The sequence below is a fragment of the Acidovorax radicis genome (assembly GCF_020510705.1).
In the GTDB taxonomy this organism is placed as follows: Bacteria; Pseudomonadota; Gammaproteobacteria; order Burkholderiales; family Burkholderiaceae_C; genus Acidovorax; species Acidovorax radicis_A.
On sequence record NZ_CP075184.1, the window covers coordinates 3,940,599 to 3,962,957 of the forward strand.

At 59.8% G+C, this 22,359-nt stretch carries 20 protein-coding genes and 1 tRNA gene; 16 read left to right on the forward strand and 5 right to left on the reverse strand.

What is annotated here, in order from left to right:
* Positions 1 to 26: 26 nt before the first annotated feature.
* Positions 27 to 1,031 (reverse strand): heat-inducible transcriptional repressor HrcA, encoded by a 1,005-nt coding sequence (gene hrcA, locus KI609_RS18000; protein ID WP_226444920.1) that lies wholly within the window; start codon positions 1,029 to 1,031, stop codon positions 27 to 29.
* Between the two features lie 28 nt (positions 1,032 to 1,059).
* On the opposite strand from hrcA, the gene KI609_RS18005 reads away from it, so the two are divergent.
* Genes KI609_RS18005 through rapZ form a run of 3 tightly spaced genes read left to right on the forward strand, consistent with a single transcriptional unit; the run spans position 1,060 to position 4,495 of the window.
* Positions 1,060 to 1,956 (forward strand): NAD kinase, encoded by an 897-nt coding sequence (locus tag KI609_RS18005; RefSeq protein WP_226444921.1) that lies wholly within the window; start codon positions 1,060 to 1,062, stop codon positions 1,954 to 1,956.
* Between the two features lie 2 nt (positions 1,957 to 1,958).
* Positions 1,959 to 3,632, forward strand: a complete 1,674-nt coding sequence (gene recN / locus KI609_RS18010; protein WP_226444922.1) for a DNA repair protein RecN — start codon at positions 1,959 to 1,961, stop codon at positions 3,630 to 3,632.
* Positions 3,632 to 4,495, forward strand: a complete 864-nt coding sequence (gene rapZ / locus KI609_RS18015; RefSeq protein WP_226444923.1) for an RNase adapter RapZ — start codon at positions 3,632 to 3,634, stop codon at positions 4,493 to 4,495. The genes recN and rapZ overlap by 1 nt, the downstream gene beginning before the upstream one ends.
* A 17-nt stretch (positions 4,496 to 4,512) precedes the next feature.
* Here rapZ and mutY read toward each other — a convergent pair whose 3' ends face one another.
* The 3 genes from mutY to mutM all read right to left on the reverse strand — a co-directional run bounded on the left by mutY (position 4,513) and on the right by mutM (position 8,471).
* A complete protein-coding gene (gene mutY, locus KI609_RS18020; protein WP_226444924.1) occupies positions 4,513 to 5,580 on the reverse strand; it encodes an A/G-specific adenine glycosylase in 1,068 nt (355 codons plus the stop codon).
* Positions 5,577 to 7,538, reverse strand: coding sequence for a dynamin family protein (locus KI609_RS18025; protein ID WP_226444925.1), 1,962 nt, complete (start codon positions 7,536 to 7,538; stop codon positions 5,577 to 5,579). Before KI609_RS18025 ends, mutY begins: the two co-directional genes overlap by 4 nt.
* A gap of 117 nt (positions 7,539 to 7,655) precedes the next feature.
* Positions 7,656 to 8,471, reverse strand: coding sequence for a bifunctional DNA-formamidopyrimidine glycosylase/DNA-(apurinic or apyrimidinic site) lyase (mutM, locus tag KI609_RS18030; RefSeq protein ID WP_226444926.1), 816 nt, complete (start codon positions 8,469 to 8,471; stop codon positions 7,656 to 7,658).
* Between the two features lie 29 nt (positions 8,472 to 8,500).
* Between mutM and KI609_RS18035 the strand changes: the two genes are divergently transcribed.
* From KI609_RS18035 to pth, 7 genes are all read left to right on the forward strand, one after another.
* Positions 8,501 to 10,279, forward strand: a complete 1,779-nt coding sequence (locus KI609_RS18035; protein ID WP_226444927.1) for a tetratricopeptide repeat protein — start codon at positions 8,501 to 8,503, stop codon at positions 10,277 to 10,279.
* Entirely contained in the window at positions 10,279 to 10,791 is a 513-nt protein-coding gene (locus KI609_RS18040; protein WP_413463340.1) for a lipoprotein insertase outer membrane protein LolB, read from the forward strand. The genes KI609_RS18035 and KI609_RS18040 overlap by 1 nt, the downstream gene beginning before the upstream one ends.
* A 61-nt stretch (positions 10,792 to 10,852) precedes the next feature.
* Positions 10,853 to 11,710, forward strand: a complete 858-nt coding sequence (ispE, locus tag KI609_RS18045; RefSeq protein WP_226444928.1) for a 4-(cytidine 5'-diphospho)-2-C-methyl-D-erythritol kinase — start codon at positions 10,853 to 10,855, stop codon at positions 11,708 to 11,710.
* A 30-nt stretch (positions 11,711 to 11,740) separates the two neighbouring features.
* A tRNA-Gln gene (locus KI609_RS18050) sits at positions 11,741 to 11,817 on the forward strand.
* Between the two features lie 47 nt (positions 11,818 to 11,864).
* On the forward strand, positions 11,865 to 12,839 hold the full coding sequence (locus KI609_RS18055; protein WP_226444929.1) for a ribose-phosphate pyrophosphokinase: 975 nt from the start codon (positions 11,865 to 11,867) through the stop codon (positions 12,837 to 12,839).
* A 157-nt stretch (positions 12,840 to 12,996) separates the two neighbouring features.
* Complete coding sequence (locus tag KI609_RS18060) at positions 12,997 to 13,629, forward strand: 50S ribosomal protein L25/general stress protein Ctc (RefSeq protein WP_226444930.1); 633 nt, start codon at positions 12,997 to 12,999, stop codon at positions 13,627 to 13,629.
* Between the two features lie 255 nt (positions 13,630 to 13,884).
* A complete protein-coding gene (gene pth, locus KI609_RS18065; protein WP_226444931.1) occupies positions 13,885 to 14,493 on the forward strand; it encodes an aminoacyl-tRNA hydrolase in 609 nt (202 codons plus the stop codon).
* Between the two features lie 105 nt (positions 14,494 to 14,598).
* Here the strand turns inward: pth and KI609_RS18070 are convergent, their stop codons facing one another.
* Positions 14,599 to 14,856 carry a YfhL family 4Fe-4S dicluster ferredoxin gene (locus tag KI609_RS18070; RefSeq protein ID WP_226444932.1) on the reverse strand — a complete coding sequence of 86 codons (258 nt, stop codon included), beginning with the start codon at positions 14,854 to 14,856 and terminating at the stop codon, positions 14,599 to 14,601.
* 208 nt (positions 14,857 to 15,064) lie between these two features.
* Here KI609_RS18070 and KI609_RS18075 point away from each other — a divergent pair, with 208 nt between their 5' ends.
* From KI609_RS18075 to KI609_RS18100, 6 genes are all read left to right on the forward strand, one after another.
* Positions 15,065 to 16,027, forward strand: coding sequence for an ABC transporter permease (locus KI609_RS18075; RefSeq protein WP_226444933.1), 963 nt, complete (start codon positions 15,065 to 15,067; stop codon positions 16,025 to 16,027).
* A 142-nt stretch (positions 16,028 to 16,169) separates the two neighbouring features.
* The gene (locus tag KI609_RS18080) at positions 16,170 to 17,042 is read left to right on the forward strand and encodes an ABC transporter permease (RefSeq protein ID WP_226444934.1); all 873 of its coding nucleotides are present in this window, start codon (positions 16,170 to 16,172) and stop codon (positions 17,040 to 17,042) included.
* A 168-nt stretch (positions 17,043 to 17,210) separates the two neighbouring features.
* Complete coding sequence (locus KI609_RS18085) at positions 17,211 to 18,248, forward strand: ABC transporter ATP-binding protein (RefSeq protein ID WP_226444935.1); 1,038 nt, start codon at positions 17,211 to 17,213, stop codon at positions 18,246 to 18,248.
* Positions 18,245 to 19,162 carry an ATP-binding cassette domain-containing protein gene (locus tag KI609_RS18090; protein ID WP_226444936.1) on the forward strand — a complete coding sequence of 306 codons (918 nt, stop codon included), beginning with the start codon at positions 18,245 to 18,247 and terminating at the stop codon, positions 19,160 to 19,162. Before KI609_RS18085 ends, KI609_RS18090 begins: the two co-directional genes overlap by 4 nt.
* Before the next feature lie 106 nt (positions 19,163 to 19,268).
* The gene (locus tag KI609_RS18095) at positions 19,269 to 20,759 is read left to right on the forward strand and encodes an ABC transporter substrate-binding protein (protein WP_226444937.1); all 1,491 of its coding nucleotides are present in this window, start codon (positions 19,269 to 19,271) and stop codon (positions 20,757 to 20,759) included.
* A 115-nt stretch (positions 20,760 to 20,874) separates the two neighbouring features.
* The gene (locus KI609_RS18100; protein ID WP_226444938.1) at positions 20,875 to 22,278 is read left to right on the forward strand and encodes an amidase; all 1,404 of its coding nucleotides are present in this window, start codon (positions 20,875 to 20,877) and stop codon (positions 22,276 to 22,278) included.
* The last annotated feature ends 81 nt before the right edge of the window (positions 22,279 to 22,359 follow it).

The following is a 22,359-nucleotide window of genomic DNA, read 5'->3' on the forward strand; positions in this document are numbered from 1 at the left end:
AGGACAAGCGCGGTATTGTAAGTTGTTTACTTGCGATGGCTAAGCGCGTTCGACACCAGCTTTGACGTGATATCGACGATCTGAATCATCCGGTCATAAGGCATACGAGTAGGTCCTATGACCCCCAAAGTACCGACGACCCGACCGTCGACCTCGTAAGGAGAGCTCACGATAGAAAGCTCCTCGAAGGGCACGACCTGACTCTCGCCGCCAATGTAGATTCGCACTCCTTCCGCCTGGCTGGATATGTCTAGCAGACGAAGGATCTGCGTCTTTTGCTCAAAAAGATCAAAAGCACGCCGCAAATTCCCCATATCACTAGAGAAGTCGCTGACCGCCAGCAAATTGCGCTCTCCAGAAATCACGACTTCATCCTGTGCGGCTGAGAGCGCCTCAGAACCCACATTGACTGCAGCCTGCATGAGCGACGCAATCTCTCCCCGCAGCACATCCACTTCAGATTTCAAACGCTCACGCACTTGCTCCATGGCGAGCCCCGCATAGTGCGTGTTCAGAAAGTTGGATGTCTCTATAAGCTGTGACTGTGTGTAGTCAGCATCGGTGAAGATGACGCGATTTTGGACGTCGCCTTCAGGAGAAACAATGATGACGAGGAACCGCCGCTCCGAGAGCCTCAAGAACTCAATGTGGCGAAACACAGAAGTGCGCCGCGGGGCCATGACAACCCCCACGAACTGAGAAAGATTCGACAACAACTGCGCAGCGTTGGCGATCACCCGCTGTGGCTGCTCAGCGGCCAACTGCGGTGTCGTCAGGGGGTCACGCTGTACCGTCAGCATGGTGTCCACAAACAGTCGATACCCTCGGGCGGTAGGAATGCGGCCGGACGAAGTGTGTGGACTGGCAATCAACCCCAACTCTTCCAGATCCGCCATGACGTTTCGAATCGTCGCCGGTGACAAATCGAGACCCGACGCCTGGGACAAGGTCCTGGAACCTACAGGTTGCCCATCGGCTATGTAGCGCTCTACAAGGGCTTTGAGCAACAACTTGGCGCGGTCATCGAGCATGTAATGATTTTAGTGATGTAATTTCAAGATGACGTCCAATTTCCGCCATGTTGCACTTATCGGCAAGTACCAGACTACCTCTGCAAGCGCTGTGGGCGAAAGTTCGCGCCAAGCACTAGAAGATATCGCGCATTTCCTGGAACGCCAAGGTTGCGACGTTGCGCTTGAAGCAGAGACTGCCAGCAATTCAGGACTCCTGCACTACCCATCTTTGAAAGTTGAAGACATCGGAACCAAGTGTGATCTTGGATTGGTGGTGGGCGGAGATGGCACGATGCTGGGCATTGGCCGCAGGCTTGCTCGTTTCGGGACGCCCCTTATTGGTATCAATCAAGGGCGACTCGGGTTCATTACCGATATCCCATTGGACACCTACCAAACAACGCTGCCACCCATGCTGCGCGGCGAGTACGAAGAGGACCTGAGACCTCTGATGCACGCGACCGTCGTGCGCGATGAGCGGGTCGTTTTCGAAGCCCTTGCAATGAACGACGTCGTGGTGAACAGAGGCGCGACTTCAGGAATGGTGGAGTTAAGGGTGGAGGTAGACGGGCGCTTCGTCGCAAACCAGCGTGCGGACGGGTTGATCATTGCCTCGCCAACAGGCTCCACGGCCTATTCATTGTCTGCGGGAGGGCCTATGTTGCACCCGTCGATCCCCGGCTGGGTACTTGTACCCATTGCACCACACACGCTCTCCAATCGCCCCATTGTTTTGTCAGACGCCACGGAGATTGCTGTCGAGGTGGTTAGCGGTCGGGATGTCAGCGCCAACTTTGACATGCAGTCGCTGGCCTCATTGCTTCATGGAGATCGCATTCTTGTTAAAAGATCAGCGCACTGCGTGCGGTTCCTGCACCCAAAAGGCTGGAACTACTTTGCAACGCTGCGCAAAAAATTGCGCTGGAATGAGGGAGGCTCCTGATCATGGCGCTCAAGCGAATCACGCTTCGTGATTTTGCAATCGTTCAGGCACTTGAGCTTGAACTACACCTTGGCTTCACCGTGCTGACTGGCGAAACCGGCGCCGGCAAATCGATCTTGATTGATGCACTTCAGTTGGCACTGGGGAGCCGAGCAGATGTCGGCATGATTCGGGAGGGATGCGCCAAGACCGATGTCTGTGCGGAGTTTGATTGTCCCCCGCACACCAAACCGTGGCTGGAAGAAGCCGGGTTTGAGGTCGAGGATTTATTGCTCTTGCGTCGTACGGTGGACATACAGGGAAAAAGTCGCGCCTGGATCAACGGGACACCCGCCACGGCCGCACAACTGAGGGCTTTGGGTGACATGCTGCTTGACATTCATGGGCAGCACGCATGGCAAAGCCTGACCCGCCCCGAATCTGTGCGTGGCCTGCTGGACGCCTTTGCAGGCATCTCCATTGCCCATACTTCTGACCAGTGGTCAAAGTGGCGCTCAGACCAAAAAGCGCTGCAGCAAGCGCTCCAGGCGCAATCGACCTTGCAACAGGAGCGCGAACGTCTGCAGTGGCAAATCACCGAAATGGAAAAACTGGCCCCCGCAAACGATGAATGGGATGAACTAGAAGCAAGGCACACTCGCCTTTCTCATGCGCAAGCGCTTCTTGACGGCGCAAACGGGGCGCTACAAATCCTGCAAGAGGACGAAACAGGCGTTTTGACCGGTCTTTCGCGAATCCAGGCCATTTTGCAAAGCCAGGAACATATTGAACCGGAATTCGCGAATCTCGCAGACATTCTTTCGTCGAGCTTGGCGCAGGCGAGTGATGTGGCGCATTCTCTGCAGTCTTATTTGCGGCATGCCGACATCGACCCCACCAAGCTCGCAGAGCTTGATTCAAGGGTTTCGCTGTGGATGGGCTTGGCCCGTAGATACAAAACCCCCCCGGGAGAATTGTCGGCTCTACTTCACAGCTGGAAGACTCAGATGCGCCAGCTCGACGCGGCAACCGATCTGGAGAAGCTGCAAGCGACTGAAGCCACAAGCGCCAAGGCGTATCACACAGCAGCCCGCACACTGTCGATAGCACGTACCAAAGCTGCGCCCAGACTTTCAAATGCCATTACGCAGGCGATGCAAGGCCTTGGGATGGAAGGTGGAAAATTCGAAGCTTGCGTGGCGAAAGCGGAGGAGCCCGCATCGCACGGAATGGATGCGGTCGATTTCCTCGTTGCTGGGCACCCTGGCATGACGCCCAAGCCAATAGGTAAAGTGGCCTCCGGGGGGGAGTTGTCGCGTATATCCCTGGCCATTGCCGTCACCACCAGCGAGATTGGAATGGCGCCCACCCTCATCTTCGACGAGGTGGATGCAGGTGTCGGGGGGGCCGTAGCGGAAACCGTTGGACGCCTGATGCAACAGCTAGGGGTAGACCGCCAAGTGCTTGCGGTAACGCACCTGCCTCAGGTCGCAGCCTGCGCCCACCACCACCTCAAGGTGTCAAAGCAAAAGAGTTCGAAAGGAACCACGAGTACCGTTTTTCTGTTGCAACAGGATCAACGTGTTGATGAGATCGCGCGCATGCTCGGTGGAGAGCGCACAACAAACACAACCTTGGCGCACGCACGTGAAATGCTGAGCACTGCAGTTCACACCACGTCGGAAAGGCGCGATTGATGGCTCTCGAAATAGTCCTGATAACCGGCATGTCAGGCTCCGGAAAATCCGTGGCGCTGCATGCGCTGGAGGATGCTGGCTACTACTGTGTGGACAACCTCCCACCGGAACTACTCCCAGCCTTCGTCGCGTTGGAACACAGACACCACGGAAACCGGGTGGCCATCGCGATGGATGTGCGCAGTGCGACGTCATTGCACCAGGTACCGCAAGAATTGAACCGTATGCGCAGTCAAGGAATTGCCGTTCAGTCGATTTTTCTGGATGCCACTATTGACACGCTCGTGCGGAGATTCTCTGAGACACGCCGCCGTCATCCGCTCTCGCACGATGATCTTCAACAGGGGCGCAAGGCCCTTGTACAAATCATCGAACTGGAGCGAGAACTTCTCGCCAATTTGCGAGAGCAATCGCACGTCATCGACACCAGCACGATACGCGCCTCGCAATTGCAGAGTTACGTCAAGAGCCTGATGTCCAGCGCAAAAGGACAATTGACGTTGGTATTCCAGTCATTTGCGTTCAAACGAGGCATCCCCATGGATGCGGACTACGTTTTTGACGTGCGAATGCTTCCAAACCCTCACTACGAGCCTTCACTTCGCGACCTCACGGGGATTGACCAACCCGTCGCAGACTTCCTGTACCACCAGCCTGAAGTCGTGCTTATGCAGGATCACATCGAACGATTTCTGGCCCATTGGCTGGAAATGCTGGATCAAAACCATCGGAGCTATGTCACGGTCGCTATCGGCTGCACCGGAGGCCAACATCGCTCGGTCTATCTGGTCGAAAGGCTTGCCGAAGCTTTCAGCAATCGGTGGCCAGCCTTGAAAAGACATCGAGAATTGGACGGTCGCTGAGTCGCAACTCGCCTCAGTCACCACAGTTGAGCCTGGGCCTCGTCCAGCAATTTACGGATTGGCGCAGGCAATCCCACCGATGTCCATTGCTCTGGCCCCAACCAATCACCTTCTTCCGTGGGCCGCCCTCCGACGGCCCCACGAATCAACACAGGATGCAGGTGCAAGTCCCGGTGGGTCAATACGTGAAGAAATGGCTGCAGGCTCTCTTGCACCCGATGAGATGCATCACCCAATGAGGCGATAAAGACAGCCAGCGAATCCTCATCAGCAAAAACCGGCACGCAGTGCATACCCGCCCAAATACCTTTAGAGGGACGCCGCTGCAACCATACCCGACCTTGCTCGTCGCGAAGAATCGCCAGCCGCCAAGACTCAGAGCGACGAGACAATTTGCGCGTTCTGACGGGAAAACGTTCAGGAGTGCCTGATTTGAACGCTTCACATTGGAGACTCAAGGGACACAATTCGCAGCGCGGTGCCTTGGATGCACAGACCGAAGCCCCCAAATCCATAAGCCCTTGCGTGTAGCGCGGCATGGTGGTTTCCAGGCCCTCCGTGGGTAACAGGCTCTCGGCAAGGTCCCACAGCAAGCGTTCATTCTTGGCTGAGGCCAAGTCTCTCTCAAACCCTAAAAAACGCGTCAGCACCCGCCGAACATTTGCATCCAGAATCGCGGCACGCTGAGAAAAACAAAATGCAGCAATGGCACCAGCGGTGGATCGACCAATCCCAGGTAGTGTCGCCAAGGCCTGTGCGGTAGCGGGGAACTCGCCACCGTGATCAGACACGACCTGCTGCGCGCAACGATGCAGATTGCGAGCGCGACTGTAGTAGCCAAGACCACTCCACAAGCCCATGACCTCGTCTACAGGGGCGTGCGCGAGTGATTGCACATTGGGAAACCGATCAAGAAACCGCGCGTAGTAATCCAGCACAGTGCTGACCTGTGTCTGCTGGAGCATTATTTCTGAAAGCCACACGCGATAGGGATCACGGGTTTGCTGCCAAGGCAGGTGATTGCGCCCATGCGAAGCTTGCCACGCCACTACACGCTCAGAAACCCATTGACCCGACACGTTCATGCGGGGACTGGTTGCGCATCAGACGCCGCGCGCTCCATCCCCGGCAGGGCAATGAGTTGCGATGTGAGTTCCGTGAGCTTTTGCTCGAGCTGAACCAGTTCCCCTTCACCCTCTTCAATCTCTGAGATGCGCTCCACCAGGCCACTAGCGGCCTGCTGAATGCGATCCACGGCTTCAATACGACGCGTGAAGCTGCGTCGACGTTCACGCAGTTGTGCATCCAACTGCGCAGTGGCAGATTTGCTCCACAACTCCAGATCATTGGCCGCCGATTCATACACCGCGCGCAAGCGCATCGCAAGAGCCCGCACCAACCGCTCGGAAAACTCCGGCTGCGCCAGCTTCAGCGCATTGCCCATTCCGAGGTACTGCAAATGGCTTTGCTCGATCTGACTGAGATCGTGAGTGAAGTGCTCCAACTGCGGCGGAGACGGCACCTGAAGCGAAAAACCAAATTCGGCATTCAGCTGCCTGAACGTTCCGCCTAGCATGGCCTGAATTTCGGTACCAGATGCTTGCGCCTTGTCCAGGGTTCCACGGAGTTTGTCAAAGGTCTGAACGTAGATCTTCCTGACACCGAGCTTGAGACCCTTTTGCTGCAGGGTCTGCGCAAGTTCAGCCAACTCAAGCTTGAGCGCCTTAGCGCCCAATTGCTGGAATACATCACGAAGGAGCTTAAGGTGTACAGCACGTACGGCCTGAATTTTTGCCGCACTCAGATCGAATTCGCTGCGCTCTTGTTCAATGCGTTGGCGCATCGATTCAATCACCGAAGCGTTTTTCCCCCTAAGGCTCCGAAGTTCCGCCATCTGATCGTCTAGATCCCGACGCCGGATATTGATGACGCGCGAAGTTTCTGCACGCAAACTTGCCACGCCAGTGACCACAGCCGCTCGCAAGATGGACTGCCGACTCCCCATAATGCCTTGCGCCAAGGCTTCTTCCAGCAATGGCAACCCGCTGGACTCAAGCAACAGGTCGTCCGCTGTGATTTTCGCGACCAGACCCTTCTGAGCGGACACCGGCACCACCCTGCTTCGGGGAATGCCCAGCATTTCTGCAGACGTGTTGCACTGCCGCTCCAACTGCGTCTGTACTTGTTCTGCTGTATTCAGCGTATCCCAAAGGGTGTCAATCTTGTTCAACACCACCAGCCGCGCATCTGTACTGTCGGGTGATATGGCGAGGTGCTCACGCCAGATCGACAAATCGGAACGTGTAACGCCCGTGTCTGCGCTCAGAATAAATACGACAGCATGCGCTTGCGGAATCAGATTGACCGTCAACTCCGGCTCGGCACCCACGGCGTTCAAGCCGGGTGTATCGAGAATAACGAGCCCCTGCTTGAGCAGAGGGTGAGGAACATTAATAAGAGCGTGCCGCCACATTGGCACCTCCACAAGACCATGCGCATCGGGCACAGGGTTCTCATCTGTCAGGTCGTCATGCCAAAAACCAAGCGCTCGTGCATCATCCAGACTGACCTTGCGAATTTCGGCAACCTTCTCCAGCGCTTTGGCAATCTGGTCGGCATTGCCAATTTCTAGCGGGATCTCCAGCCAGCGATCGGGCTTCAGCCGCCACTCTGCAAGGCTCTGCATCTGCAGGCGTGTCTCAATGGGAAGCAGCCTGAGGCTAGGTGCAATAGCCGCGTCATAGCCCAACTCCGTGGGGCACATGGTTGTGCGCCCAGCACTCGCCGGCATGATGCGGCGCCCGTAGTCCGCGAAAAATATAGCGTTGATCAACTCCGACTTGCCGCGAGAAAACTCGGCAACGAAGGCCACCATCACCTTATCACTGCGGACCTGCTCCTCAAGGCGGTGCAGGCGCTCCTGCACTGCGGCATCCATGAGCTCATGCGAAGACATCCACTCGCCCAGCCGCTTTATCTGCTGGGCAAACTCGCGCCGCCACATGCCGTGCTGGTCGAACTGTTCGTTGAATGAAGGTCCCACTGTGCTCCCAAAGATCTATGAATAGCCCACGAGGCAGGCATATACAAAATATAGCATCGACGACACGCAGCGTGTCATTCCGTACTGTCGGCGTTTTCTATGTCTGAAAATCAAGCATCAGCTGCGCTGGCAGTGAGGGCAAAAGTACGTGCTCCGCTGCCCCTGTCGCATGAGGCGTATGGCCGTCCCGCATACGTAACACGGTTCCCCATCACGCCCGTAGACATTGGTTGCCGTCTGAAAGTGTCCAGACAAGCCTTGCGCATTCGAAAAATCCCGCAAAGTCGTCCCGCCCATCTCCACGGCACGGGCGAGCACAACACGTATTGCCTCATACAGTTTGCTCACTCGTGCAGCCCCAATGCGCGATGCCACAGTAGTCGGTCGAATCCCCGCCTGAAAAAGAACTTCACATGCGTAGATATTCCCTACGCCAACCACCAATCGCCCGCCCAGCAGGAGCTGCTTGACCGCCATCCGACTTTTTTTGAACCCTATTTGAAATGCTTGCAGCGAAAACGAATCAGAAAGCGGCTCCATCCCCAGCGATCCAAGCAACTTCGTGGCCACAGGCGACTGCTCATCGTCAGCAAAAACAACGGCGCCAAACCGCCGCGGATCGTGCAGTCGCAAGATGCCCTTGTCAGTCACCAAGTCAAAGTGATCATGTGCGCCAGGGGATGGCAAACCATGGCCAAAGCGCAGACTGCCCGACATGCCCAGGTGCAAGAGCAAAAGTCCATGACTGATGTCCACAAGCAGATATTTGCCGCGGCGACGTAGCCCTACCACCTGCTGCCGCACCAAAAGCTGGGGATCGCACCCCAATGGCCAACGCAGGGGCTTCCCTACAACAATCGCTTCAATTTGCGCCCCCGAGATGGCCTCGGCAAAACTACGACGCGTTACTTCCACCTCGGGCAACTCAGGCATACGAAGCACCGGGCAATAGGTTTACTGGCATGGATTATTATGACCCGATGGTGCTACTTCACAGCTTTCGAATCGCCGCATTGGCCACCCTGATTTCGGTGCTCGGTCACCCGGCATGGGCGCAACAGCCCGACGGCGCCAACCTTACGTCGTCCAACAAGACCCCGCCAGAATCCAACCCGGCGCTGGACGCCGAGTTGTTCTATGAAATATTTCTGGGGGAAATAAGCTCGCAAACAGGTGATCCGGGTGCTGGCTATGCATTCATGCTTGAAGCGGCACGCCGCAGCGCTGACGGCCAGCTCTACCAAAGGGCTGCAGACATCGCGTTGCAGTCTCGGTCGGGTGAGTACGCTTTGGCGGCTGCCAAGGCGTGGAAGGAAGCCTTGCCTCAGTCGCGCGAGGCCAATCGTTACGTATTGCAGATACTCGTCGCGCTCAATCGGATTGGCGAAACACCCGATCCGCTGCGCCAGGAGCTTGCGCGCACTCCAGCACGAAGCAAGGCCGCGACATTGGCAGCCTTGCCACAGATGTATGGACGTGCCAGCGACAAAGCGTTGGCAGCCAAGGTTGTCGAGCAGGCCCTTGCGGATGAACTGACAAACCCCGCCACAGGCCCCGTGGCATGGGTGTCATTGGGTCGGTTGCGGCTTGCGGCTGGGGACAAAAATGGCGCGCTCGGCGCCGCCCGAAAGGCGCAAGAGCTGGACAACGCCCATGAAGACGCGGCACGCTTGGCACTGAACCTGATGGAAGCAAACACGCCGCAAGCTGAATCGCTGGTGACCCAAGCGCTATCCAGGCAGCCCGCCCCCGATTTGCGCATGGCCTATGCACGCGTGCTTCTTGACCTGCAGCGCTATAACGACGCCAGCCGCCAGCTTGAAGTACTAACAAAGGACAAACCGGATCTCACGGAAGCATGGCTTGTGTTAGCCACATTGCAACTCGAAGACAACAGGTTGCCAGCCGCAGAAACATCGTTACAGCGCTTCATGGAGCTCGTTTCAGCCTCTGCTGACGCTGAATTGCGACAAAAGGGCCTGACTCAGGCCTACCTGCTGTATGCGCAAATTGAAGAGAAGAAAAACAACTTTGCCGCTGCCGATGCGTGGCTCCAACGCATTGATGGCGCGGACGAACTGTTCAGCGCACAAACGCGACGCGCTTCGTTGCTGGCGCGCCAAGGGAAAATTGAGGAGGCAAGGGCTCTGCTGCGAAATCTGCCCGGCACATCAGCCGATGAGCAGCGGATGAAATTGCTGGCCGAAGTCCAGCTGCTGCGCGATCAGCGCCTCTACCAGGATGCGTACCAAGTACAAGGTCAATTGATCGCCTTGGCCCCTGACGATATCGAACTGCTTTACGACCAAGCAATGCTTGCCGAGAAGGCGGGCAAACCGGATGTGATGGAGCAGCTTTTGCGACAGGTGATTGCTCGACAACCCAACTATCACCATGCATACAACGCGCTCGGCTATTCACTCGCGGACAGAGGCATGCACTTGGAAGAGGCCAAACAACTGATTGTGAAAGCCCTGGAATTCGCTCCGAACGATCCCTTCATCATCGACAGCCTCGGATGGGTGGAATTTCGCATGGGTAACAAGTCAGATGCCAGGCGGCACCTTGAAGCAGCCTATAAGGTACGTTCCGATGTAGAAATAGCCGCCCATTTGGGCGAAGTTCTGTGGAGCATCGGCGACACCGAGGGTGCTTCCAGGGTTTGGAAAGAGGGGCTGCGCGCAAGCCCGGACAACGACACCCTCAAAGAAACCTTGAAGCGCCTTGGAGTGAAGCTCTGATGCAGTCACGGCCCGTGTGTGCCGCCTCGCGCCCTCATCGCTGGATGTGGTGGTTCGTGTTGGGTCTGTTGTGGATGACCGGCTGCGCACAACCCGCTCGTCAGATCGCTGCCGAAGAGCCTGCATGGAGCGGTCGCATCGCCTTGCAGGTAGAAGACCAGTCTTCGCAGTCCTTTTCTGCGATGTTCGAGTTGCACGGCAACGCCCAAAACGGTGGCCTGGTGCTGTTGAGTCCTCTTGGTAGTCGGCTCGCGCAACTGGACTGGCAAAACGGGCATGCGCAACTGCAAAGCGGTCAGGAAACCCGCAGCTCGGACTCGCTGGATAGCCTTTTGCAAGAGGTGACGGGTACCCGCATTCCTATTGAAGCCCTGTTTGGCTGGCTCCAAGGCGTTCAAGTGTCGGCCACCGGGTGGCAGGCAGACCTCTCGGGGATTGCCAGCGGGCGGCTCACCGCCCGCCGAGACGATCCTGCACCAAAGGCCACTTTGCGCATTGCTCTAACGCGCTGACGCATAGGCGCCGCGCCCCACCCTACCCCAGAGACGCGCTCACGCTCCGTTCACTCCTGCGATGCAAGCCCTGTATGACGTGCCGGCGCCGGCAAAACTGAACCTGTTCCTGCATGTCACCGGTCAGCGCGCCGATGGATATCACTTGCTCCAGTCGGTTTTCATGCTCATCGACTGGTGCGACACCTTGCATTTTGAACGTCGCACTGACGGCACCATTTCCCGTGAGGACCTGGGTGCACCCCTTCCCGAAGTAGATCTCACCATTCAGGCGGCCCGGGCACTGCAACGAGCAACCGGATGCAGACAAGGTGTGCACATAGGTTTGCTCAAAAGTATTCCCGCGCAGGCTGGCATGGGCGGGGGATCTTCGGATGCGGCCACCACCTTGCTTGTTCTGAACAGGCTGTGGGGCTTGCAACTCCCCCTTTCGGCGCTGGAAAAGATCGGTTTGCAGCTCGGTGCAGATATTCCGTTTTTTTTACGTGGTCGCAACGCTTGGGTGCAAGGAATCGGTGAGACAATTGTGCCGCTTGAGAAAGAGCACCAACTGCCGCAAGCGCGCTTTGCCATCGTGAAGCCCGCAGCAGGTTTGGAGACAAAAGCAATTTTTTCGTCACCAAGTCTAAAACGCGATTCAGATAGTGCTACAATCTTAGGCTTTGCTGCAGCACACTTTGACTTCGGTCGAAACGACTTGCAGCCAGTCGCTCAGGCACTTTGCCCCGACGTTGCCAAAGCCATTCAATGGCTTGGCACCTTTGGATTGCAAGGCCGAATGACAGGCTCAGGCAGTGCAGTGTTTGCGCATATGTCACATGCAATAGATTTGGACGCAGCGCCTGAAGGCTGGCAAGTCAGAACATGTGACAACCTGATGATTCATCCTCTGGCAGGATGGGCATCAAGTGAAAATTAAGGTTGGTTGCTTTCGGCAATTGACCGGTGTAGGGGAGTCGCCAAGTTGGTTAAGGCACTGGATTTTGATTCCAGCATGCGAAGGTTCGAGTCCTTCTTCCCCTGCCAAATTTCTTTTCGCGTACGGGCTTTTTTTTCAGACTGCTGGGACGCTCATGCAAGCCAACCACCCCGACTTCATGGTTTTTACCGGCAATGCCAATCCTGGCATGGCTGCTGAAATTGCTCAACACCTCGGCACCACTCTGGGTGCAGCCGATGTGGGACGCTTCTCTGACGGTGAGGTCACCGTTGAAATCAAGCAGAACGTGCGCGCACGAGATGTTTTTGTTGTGCAGTCGACTTGTGCGCCGACCAACGAAAACCTCATGGAACTGCTGATCATGGTTGACGCGCTCAAACGCGCATCGGCTGAACGCATCAGCGCCGTGATCCCCTACTTTGGCTATGCCCGCCAAGACCGTCGCCCCCGCTCAACACGCGTTCCGATCACGGCCAAGGTGGTGGCAAACATGCTCCAGGCCGTGGGCGTTGCCCGCGTACTGACCATGGACCTGCATGCCGATCAGATCCAGGGGTTCTTCGATATTCCCGTGGACAACATCTACGCATCTCCTGTTCTGCTGGGTGACCTGCGTCAAAAGAACTACGAGGACCTGATTGTGGTCTCCCCCGACGTGGGTGGCGTGGTACGCGCCCGCGCTCTGGCCAAGCAACTCAACTGCGATCTGGCCATCATCGATAAACGCCGCCCTCGGGCGAATGTGTCCGAAGTGATGCATGTGATTGGTGAAATCGAAGGCCGCAACTGCGTGATCATGGACGACATGATCGACACCGCCGGTACGCTGGTGAAGGCCGCCGAAGTGCTCAAGGAGCGCGGTGCCAAGAAGGTGTACGCCTACTGTACGCACCCCATTTTTTCGGGTCCTGCCATTGAACGCATCGCCCAGGGCTCGGCCCTCGACGAAGTGGTAGTGACCAACACCATCCCATTGAGCGACAACGCCAAGGGGTGTTCCAAGATTCGCCAACTCTCCGTGGCCCCGCTGATCGCAGAGACGATCCAGCGCATTGCCAAGGGTGAGTCGGTCATGAGTTTGTTCTCGGACCAAGACAATCTGTTCTGACCGCTTCTTTGAAAGCGTAGCAGGCGGGTTGCACGCAAGCCTCCTTCGGGAGGCTTGTCTGTTCGGGGGCATTGCGTGGGCCTGCCGCCAATAGGTGGCATTGGCCTTTTTAAATCGGGGTCCGACTGGTCGCGGTCGACCTTTTTAGGAGCTAGTTATGAACTTCGTCGCTTTTGAGCGCGCCAAGCAGGGTACGGGTGCGAGCCGCCGTCTCCGCAATTCGGGCAAAACACCTGGCATCGTCTACGGCGGTACCGCAGAACCCCAACTGATCGAGATCGACCACAACGCTTTGTGGCACGCTCTCAAGAAGGAAGCTTTCCATTCCAGCGTGCTGGACATGGAAGTGGCCGGCACCACCGCCAAGGTGTTGCTGCGCGACGTGCAATACCACCCTTACAAGCAACTCGTCCTGCACATCGACTTCCAGCGCGTGGACGCCAAGACCAAGCTGCACATGAAGGTGCCACTGCACTTCAGCGGTGCCGAAGAATCGCCTGCCGTGAAGGTGGACAAGTGCATGGTCAACCCGATCGTGAACGAACTGGACGTGACCTGCATGCCTTCGGACCTGCCAGAGTTCATTGCTGTGGACCTGTCCACACTTGAAAAAGGTTCTTCCTTGACCCTGAAGGACATCAAGCTGCCCAAGGGCGTGACGGCCAAGATCCGTGGCGGTCAGAACAACAATCCCGTTCTGGTGTCCGTGGTGCCCCCAGTCGTGGTGGTTGAAACCCCCGTTGAAGCAGCTCCTGCTGCCGATGCCAAGAAGGGCAAGGGCAAGAAGTAATCCCTCGCGGACCTTGCTTGCATTTCGGTCAGCAGCCTGCCCAGCGGCACTGACCACCAGCGGCCCACCTTGGTGGGCCGTTTTTGTTGGTGGGCACCACAGTCGCCGTTTCCCTACGCATGTGCTTGTCCACACCCCAACCGATTCGGGGTGTTGGCAGCGGGGAAACGCATCGCAGCTGCCGATACGCCTCTGGCTTCGGCTTCGCGCCGCTTTCACCTTCGCACCGCCCCATCTACTCGGATAATCCCCCAGATGATCAAGCTGTTTGTAGGCCTTGGAAACCCCGGGCCAGATTACGAAGCCACCCGGCACAACGCGGGCTTTTGGTGGATTGATGCCTTGGCGCGCGAACTCAAAACCACCCTGGTTCCCGAGCGCCGCTACCACGGGCTTGTGGCACGCGCCACGGTGCACGGCGACAACGTGTGGCTGCTCAAACCACAGACCTTCATGAATCTTTCTGGCAAGGCGGTGGCTTCGCTGGCGCGCTTTTTCAAGATACTGCCGGAGGAAATCCTCGTCGTGCACGATGAGCTCGACATTGCCCCCGGCCAGGTCAAGCTCAAACGCGGCGGAAGCCATGCGGGCCATAACGGCCTGCGCGACATCCACGGACAACTGGGTTCCCCCGATTACTGGCGTCTGCGCATCGGCATTGGTCACCCCGGCGTCAAAAGCGAAGTCGCCAACTGGGTGCTCAAGAAACCATCCCCCGACCAGCGTACGCTGATCGAAGAAAGCATTGACCATTCCTTGAAGGCCTATCCGGCGATGCTGGCAGGCGAGATGGACAAGGCCACCTTGCTCATCCACACCACCAAGCCACCACGGCCCAAGCCGCCGCGTCTGGTGCAAGACTGAGCGCAGCGTACTTCCCGGTTTTCATTTGCACGCGACACCAAAGCTACAAAATTGATAGCTGCTAGCGCTTTCAGAATAAGCGCCATAGGCCAAACAGCCTAAAAATCAAGTGGACGTGACGGCCCGCAGACGCTCAAACTTCTGCCACAGGGTTTCCCTGTTTTCCATGTGTTGTGGATTCACAGGGATACACGCCACGGGGCAAACCTGCACACACTGGGGCTCGTCAAAGTGGCCCACACATTCTGTGCATTTGTGCGGATCAATCTCGTAGATCTCCGGCCCCAGATAGATCGCCTGGTTGGGGCACTCGGGCTCGCACACATCACAGTTGATGCACTCATCGGTGATCATCAGCGCCATAAAACATCTCCGGCCGCAGCACCACCCATGATGGCAAAAGTGGGCAAGTCGGCATTCATGGTGCGTATTATCCCGCGCCCCTGGCATGTGCCTTGCATGCCACACACCAACACAACACCGCTGGCAGGGCAATATTGCCGCTATGCTGTGTATACACATTAATTGCATCGCGCCAGCAGCCCATTTCTTTCTGCCCAATTACCCACCCATGGGACTCTTTTTTCTCAAGCGCTTCGTCACTTTGCTGGCCACCCTGATCGGCGCCTCTGTGGTCGTGTTCCTGGTGCTGGAAATCCTGCCGGGCAATGCCGCCCAGATGCTGATGGGCCCCGATGCGGCGCCCGAGGCGGTCGCGGCGCTGGCCAGCAAACTGGGCCTCGACCAGCCTGCAGGGATGCGCTACTGGCAGTGGATCAGCGGGCTGGTGGTGGGGAACATGGGCGAGAGTTATACCTACAGCTCTCCGGTGCTGGACCTTGTGCTGGAGCGCATGGCGCTCACGGTGCCGCTGGCCCTCATGGCCATGGTCATCACGACGGTGCTGGCACTGGCCGCAGGTGTCTATGCGGCGGCACGGCACAACAAGATCGGCGATGTCGGTGTGATGGGCCTGGCGCAGATAGGCATCGCCATTCCGAATTTCTGGTTCGCCATCCTGCTGATCCTGCTGTTTTCGGTCAAGCTACAGTGGTTCTCGGCAGGGGGTTTCCCGGGCTGGACCGAAGCGGCAGGCGGCAGCCCCCTGGAGGCGCTCAAGGCCCTGCTTTTGCCCGCGATTTCGCTCGCGGTGGTTCAGGCCGCCATCCTGGCACGCATCACCCGCTCCGCCGTGCTGGAGGTGCTGCGTGAGGACTTTGTGCGCACCGCCCGCGCCAAAGGCCTGTCGCAACGCGCCACGTTGTGGGGCCATGTGCTGCGCAATGCATTGATTCCGGTGATCACGGTGATGGGTTTGCAGTTCGCATCGCTGCTCGCGGGCACCATCGTGGTGGAAAACGTGTTCTACCTGCCCGGTCTGGGCCGGTTAATCTTCCAGTCGATCTCCAACCGCGACCTGATCGTGGTGCGCAACTGCGTGATGCTGCTGGCCGCCATGGTGATCATCGTGAACTTCATCGTGGATGTGCTCTACGCCGTGATCGACCCCCGGGTAAAGGCCAGCGATATATGAGTTGCCCCCCTGAGTCGCTTCGCGCCATCCCCCCAAGGGGACGCCACCCGTGGCCTGGCAGAGCCGGTTCCACGGTGGCACTGGCCTTCGGACGCGCCGGTTTCAAGCGCCAGGGGCCATCCGAAAAAATCCACACCTCTCCATGAGCACCGCCATCTCACCCGCCCTTCCCTCGCCGCCGCCCGGCTGGCTGCACCGCGCACTGCGCCACCGCAGCTTTGTAATCGGCGCCGTGCTCTCGCTCCTGGTGATCGTGGCGGCGGCTTTGTCGCTGGTCTGGACGCCCTCGTCGCCCTATGAGATGGACCTGGCCAACAAACTGCAGGGCCCTTCGGCCACACACTGGCTGGGCACCGACGCCTTTGGCCGCGACGTGGCTTCACTGATCATGGTGGGGGCGCGCAATTCGATTCTGGTGGGGGTGATTGCCGTGGGCATGGGCCTGACCATCGGCACTGCGTTGGGGTTGCTTGCAGCCGCCAAACGCGGCTGGGTGGAAGAATTGGTCATGCGGCTGGCGGACTTCACTTTCGCCTTTCCGGCGCTGCTGCTGGCCATCATGCTCACCGCCGTGTTTGGTGCCGGCATCGTCAACTCCATCATTGCGATCGGCATTTTCTACATACCCACTTTTGCCCGCGTGACGCGTGCATCGGCCAACGCGGTATGGGGGCGCGAATACATTCTGGCGGCACGCGCGTGCGGCAAAGGCACATGGCGCATCACACTCGAACATGTGCTGCCGAACATCCTGTCCGTGCTGATCGTGCAGACCACCATTCAGTTTGCATTGGCTATTCTGGCCGAGGCAGCGCTGTCGTATCTGGGGCTGGGCACACAGCCACCGCAGCCGTCGTGGGGCCGCATGCTCAGCGAAGCCCAGACGCTGATGTTCCAGGCCCCGTTACTGGCAGTCTGGCCCGGCGTGGCGATCGCACTGGCGGTGCTGGGCCTGAACCTTGTGGGCGACGGACTGCGGGATCTGCTCGACCCCCGCCTGTCGAGGAAAAGATGACACCCCTTGAGTCGCCTTCGGCGCCCTCCCCCTCTCCTTCGGGAGGGGGTCGCACCCGGTGGCCCGGCAAAGCCAGTTCCACGGGCGCACTGGTTTGGCGCCGCGCCGGTTTTGTCGGCTGCGGGCGTTGCAATGCACTCCTGATATCTGCGGGAAACCCACAACACGATGACGCTGCTTGAAGTCTCCAACCTCCAGATCCGCCTGCAGACCCACCGGGGCCCGGCCGACGCGGTGCGCGGCGTGAGTTTTTCGCTGGCACGCGGCGAAACCCTGGGCCTGATCGGCGAATCGGGCTGCGGCAAATCGATCACCGCCATGTCGCTCATGGGCCTGCTGCCCGAGAGCGCGCAGGTCACCGGCAGCATCCGCTTCGACGGACAGGAACTGGTGGGCCGCACCGATGCGCAAATGTGCAAGATGCGCGGCAACCGCATCGGCATGGTGTTTCAAGAGCCCATGACCGCACTGAACCCTGTGCACACCATCGGCCGCCAGGTGGCCGAGCCCCTGCGCCTGCACCGGGGCATGAACACAGCGGCTGCCAGCGCCGAGGCCATTGCGCTGCTTGACCGCGTAGGCATCCCCAACGCAGCGCAGCGTTTTGATGCCTACCCCCATCAGTTCTCGGGCGGGCAGCGCCAGCGCATCACGATTGCCATGGCGCTGGCTTGCGGGCCCGACCTGCTGATTGCCGACGAACCCACCACAGCGCTGGACGTGACCATCCAGCAGCAGATCCTGGACCTCATCAGCGACCTGGTGGCAGAGCGCAACATGGCGCTGATCCTGATCTCGCACGACCTGGGCGTGATCTCGCAGAACGTGGACCGCATGCTGGTGATGTACGGCGGCAGCGTGGTCGAGAGCGGCTCCACCGCCTTGGTGTTTTCGGCCATGGCACACCCCTACACACGCGGGCTGTTCGCGGCCAGACCCCACCTGGGTGCCGTGCACGCACCCGGGCAGCGCCCGCGCCTGTCCACCATCCCCGGCACCGTGCCGGAACTGGTGGACCTGCCTGCAGGCTGCCCGTTTGCGGGCCGCTGCAGCTACACCGTGGATGCCTGCCACCACGAACGGCCACCGATCACCCTGGTGGCCACCGACGAGGATGGCGACCACGAGGTGCGCTGTATTCGCCGCGAAGCCATTGCCGAAGCCCAGAGTGCCAAGGCCGTGGAACCCATCGAGGTGACCGCATGACGCAGGCACCCACCTCCGCAACGCCCACCACCCCGCCCGCGCACACCGGAACACCCCTGCTCCAGGTGAACGACCTGGTGCGCCAATACACGCTGCCGCGTGAACACCTCTTTCGCCCACCTGGCAAGGTGCATGCACTCAACGGCGTGAGCTTTTCCATCGCATCCGGCCGCAGCCTGGGCATCGTCGGTGAATCCGGCTCGGGCAAGTCCACCCTGGCGCGCACGGTGATGGCGCTGGATGCCCCCACGGCCGGGACAGTGCACCTGCTCGGGCGCAATCTGCATGCGCTGACACCGGCCGAACTGCGCCATGCACGGCGCGACTTCCAGATGGTGTTCCAGGACCCTTACGGCTCGCTGGACCCGCGCCAGACGGTGGAACGCATCGTGACCGAACCGCTGCAAGCCCAGGGCGAGACCAGCCGCGCCGCCCAGCGCGAGCAGGCCGGCCAGGTGCTGTCGCAGGTGGGCCTGCGCTCCAACGACCTGGGCAAATACCCGCACGAGTTTTCGGGCGGCCAGCGCCAGCGCATTGCCATTGCCCGCGCGCTCATCACGCGCCCGCGCCTCATCGTGGCCGACGAGCCTGTGAGCGCGCTCGATGTGTCGGTGCAAGCCCAGGTGCTCAACCTCATGCAAGACCTGCAGCAGGAGTTCGGCATCACCTACATGCTCATCAGCCACGACCTGGCGGTGGTCAACCACCTGTGCGATGAAGTGGTGGTGCTGTACCAGGGCCGCATCGTCGAACGCGGATCGCCGACCGAGCTGTTTCGCAACGCGCAGCACCCCTACACCCAGTCGCTGGTCGCCGCCGTGCCCCAGATACAACCGGGCCGGGCACGGGCGCGGCGGGCAGCCGCAGCGGCAACGGCCGCCCTGGCCGCCGCACACGCTGCAAAAACCGCATGACCCATTGCGCATGTGATGGTGTAAAAAGCGCTTGTTCACCCCGGCCACACTTTGCGCCGGGGTTTCTGTCTGGTTTTGTCTGGTTTTTTGTCTGGAGAGTCCGAACATGCTGAACCGCCGTACCGTCCTTGCCACGGGCGCCCTTGCCGCCGTGCCTTTGTCCACCCCGTTTGGCGCCCTTGCGCAAGGCCGCAAAGATGCGGTGACGCTGGCGATGACGCTGGAGCCCCCAGGCCTGGACCCAACAGCCGGTGCGGCCTCTGCCATCGCCGAGATCGTTCAGTACAACATCTTCGAGACGCTCACCAAGATCAACGCCGACGGCAGCGTCTCGCCCCTGCTGGCCGAGAGCTGGGAGGTCTCGCCCGATCTCAAGACCTACACCTTCAAGCTGCGCCGGGGCGTGAAGTTCCAGAATGGCGAGCCCTTCACCGCAGCCGCCGTGAAGTTCTCGTTCGACCGCGCTGGCGGTGAAAAGAGCACCAACAAGGACAAGCGCACATTCGCCAATCTCACCACACAGGTGGTGGACGACTACACCGTCGTGGTCCTCAACAAGGACATCGACCCCGACCTGCTGTTCATCCTGGGCCAGGCCACGTCGATCATCGTGGAGCCCAAAAGCGCAGACACCAACGCCAACAAGCCCGTGGGCACCGGGCCCTACCAACTGGGCACCTGGAACAAGGGTTCATCGATCGTGCTGACGGCCTGGCCTGAGCACCGCAACGCCTCGGCGCTCAAGATCAAGCGCGCCACGTTCCGCTTCATCTCAGACCCCGCCGCCCAGGTGGCGGCATTGCTGGCGGGCGATGTGGACGCATTCCCCCGCGTCACGCCACGCAGCGTGGCCCAGTTCAAGAGCAACCCGCGCTTTCAGGTGGTGGTGAGCGGCTCGCGCGCCAAGACCATCCTGGCCATCAACAACGCCAAAAAGCCCCTCGACGACGTGCGCGTGCGCCGGGCCATCGCCGCCGCCGTGGACCGCAAGGCAGTCATCGAAGGCGCGGGCGACGGCTATGGCACGCCCATCGGCAGCCACTATGTGCCTGGCGCCTTCGGCTATGTAGACACCACGGGCGTGAACCCCTACGACCCTGAAAAGGCCAAGAAGCTGCTGGCCGAAGCCGGCATCAAAACGCCGCTGGAGCTCACCATGACCCTGCCGCCCACGCCGTACGCGCGCCAGGGTGGCGAGGTGATTGCGGCGCAACTGGCCAAGGTCGGCATTGTTGCCAAGATCCAGAACGTGGAATGGGCCCAATGGCTCAGCGGCACCTACGGCAACAAGAACTACGACCTGACCATCATTTCGCACGTCGAGCCGTTCGATCTGGCCAATTTCACCAAGCCCGATTACTACTGGGGCTACCAATCGCCCCAGTTCAACGAGCTGTTCAACCAGATCAAGAACGCGGCCCGCCCCGCCGACCGCTCGCGCCTGCTGGGCGAAGCGCAACGCCTGCTGGCCAATGATGCGGTGCATGCGTTCCTGTATTCCAACCAGTGGATCACGGTGGCCAACAAGAACCTCAAGGGTTTGTGGAAAGACATGCCCGTGTTCGTGAACGACCTCTCGGGGCTCTCCTGGTCCTGACAGCCACACGCTGCACCCACCGAAGCGGGAGCATTAGCTCCTGAAACAATAGCTGCCAGCGCTTTATTCATAAGCGCTGACAGCCTTTTTTACTTAAAAACTCCCCGCGCCCGCCATGACCGAACTACACGACCTGCCCGCCCACGACCTTCTGGCTGCCTATCGCCAGCGCACGCTGTCCCCCGTGGAGGTCACGCAGGCCGTTCTGGCGCACATCGAAAAGTGGGAGCCCCACATCAAGGCCACCTACCTGCTGCGCCCCGACGCGGCCCTGGCGCAGGCGCGCGCGTCTGAAGCCCGCTGGCTGCGCGGCGAGCCCCAAGGCGCACTCGATGGCGTGCCCAGCACCATCAAGGAAAACATCGCCACCCAAGGCGACCCCACCCCGCTGGGCACGGCCGCCGTGGAGCTGGTGCCCGCCGCCGCCGACGCGCCACCCGCTGCCCGCATGCGCGAGGCGGGCGCCGTCATCGTGGCAAAAACCACCATGCCCGACTACGGCATGTTGTCGTCAGGACTGTCCACCTTTCACCCCCTTTCGCGCAACCCCTGGGATGTGAGCAAGGGCCCCGGTGGCTCCAGCGCAGGTGGCGGCGCAGCCGCTGCCGCAGGTTACGGCCCGCTGCATATCGGCACCGACATTGGCGGCTCACTGCGCCTGCCCGCCAGCTGGTGTGGCATCTTCAGCTTGAAACCCAGCCTGGGCCGCATTCCGATCGACCCACCCTACACCGGGCGCGCCGCTGGCCCCATGACACGTACCGTGGCCGACGCCGCGCTGATGATGCAGGTGCTCAGCCAGCCCGACGCCCGCGACAGCATGAGCCTGCCCGCACAGGACATTGCCTGGGGTGACTTCAACCAAGGGGTCGAACGCCTGCGCGGCCTGCGCATCGGCCTGCTGCTGGAGGCAGGTTGTGGCCTGGGGGTGGAACCAGAGGTCAAGGCGGCGGTAGAGCACGCCGCACGGCTCATGGAGGCGGCAGGCGCCACCATCGTGCCCATGCAGCCCTTCATGACCCAGACCATGCTCGACGGCATGGACCATTTTTGGCGCATGCGCTCGCACATCGACCTGCAGGCGCTGCCTGCCGCGCGGCGCGACAAGGTACTGCCCTACATCCGCACCTGGGCCGACAGCGCTGCGGGCATGAGCGGCTCCGAGGTCTTCCACGCCAGCCACCAGTTCCACCTGACGCGCGTGAACACGGTCAAGGCCTGTAGCGCGTTCGACTACGTGATCTCGCCCGTGGCCCCCATGCCCGCCTTCCAGGCCGAGCTGCCCTCGCCCACCGACGACCCGTTGCGCCCCCTGGAGCACATCGGGTTCACCGTGCCGTTCAACATGTCCGAGCAGCCCGCCGCCTCGGTCAACTGCGGCTACACCGCCGACGGCCTGCCGATTGGCCTGCAGATCGCAGGCGCACGGTTTGACGACCTGGGCGTGCTGCAGGTGGCGCATGCGTTTGAGTTGATCCGCGGGCCCCAACGGGCCTGGCCCCAGCCACCAGCGGTGTAACCAAGGGCCCATGGCGGGTTGTTGGTACCCTTGAGGACTTACAGGCTTCGCCCGCTCGGCATATTCTTCGAGCAAGGTCGG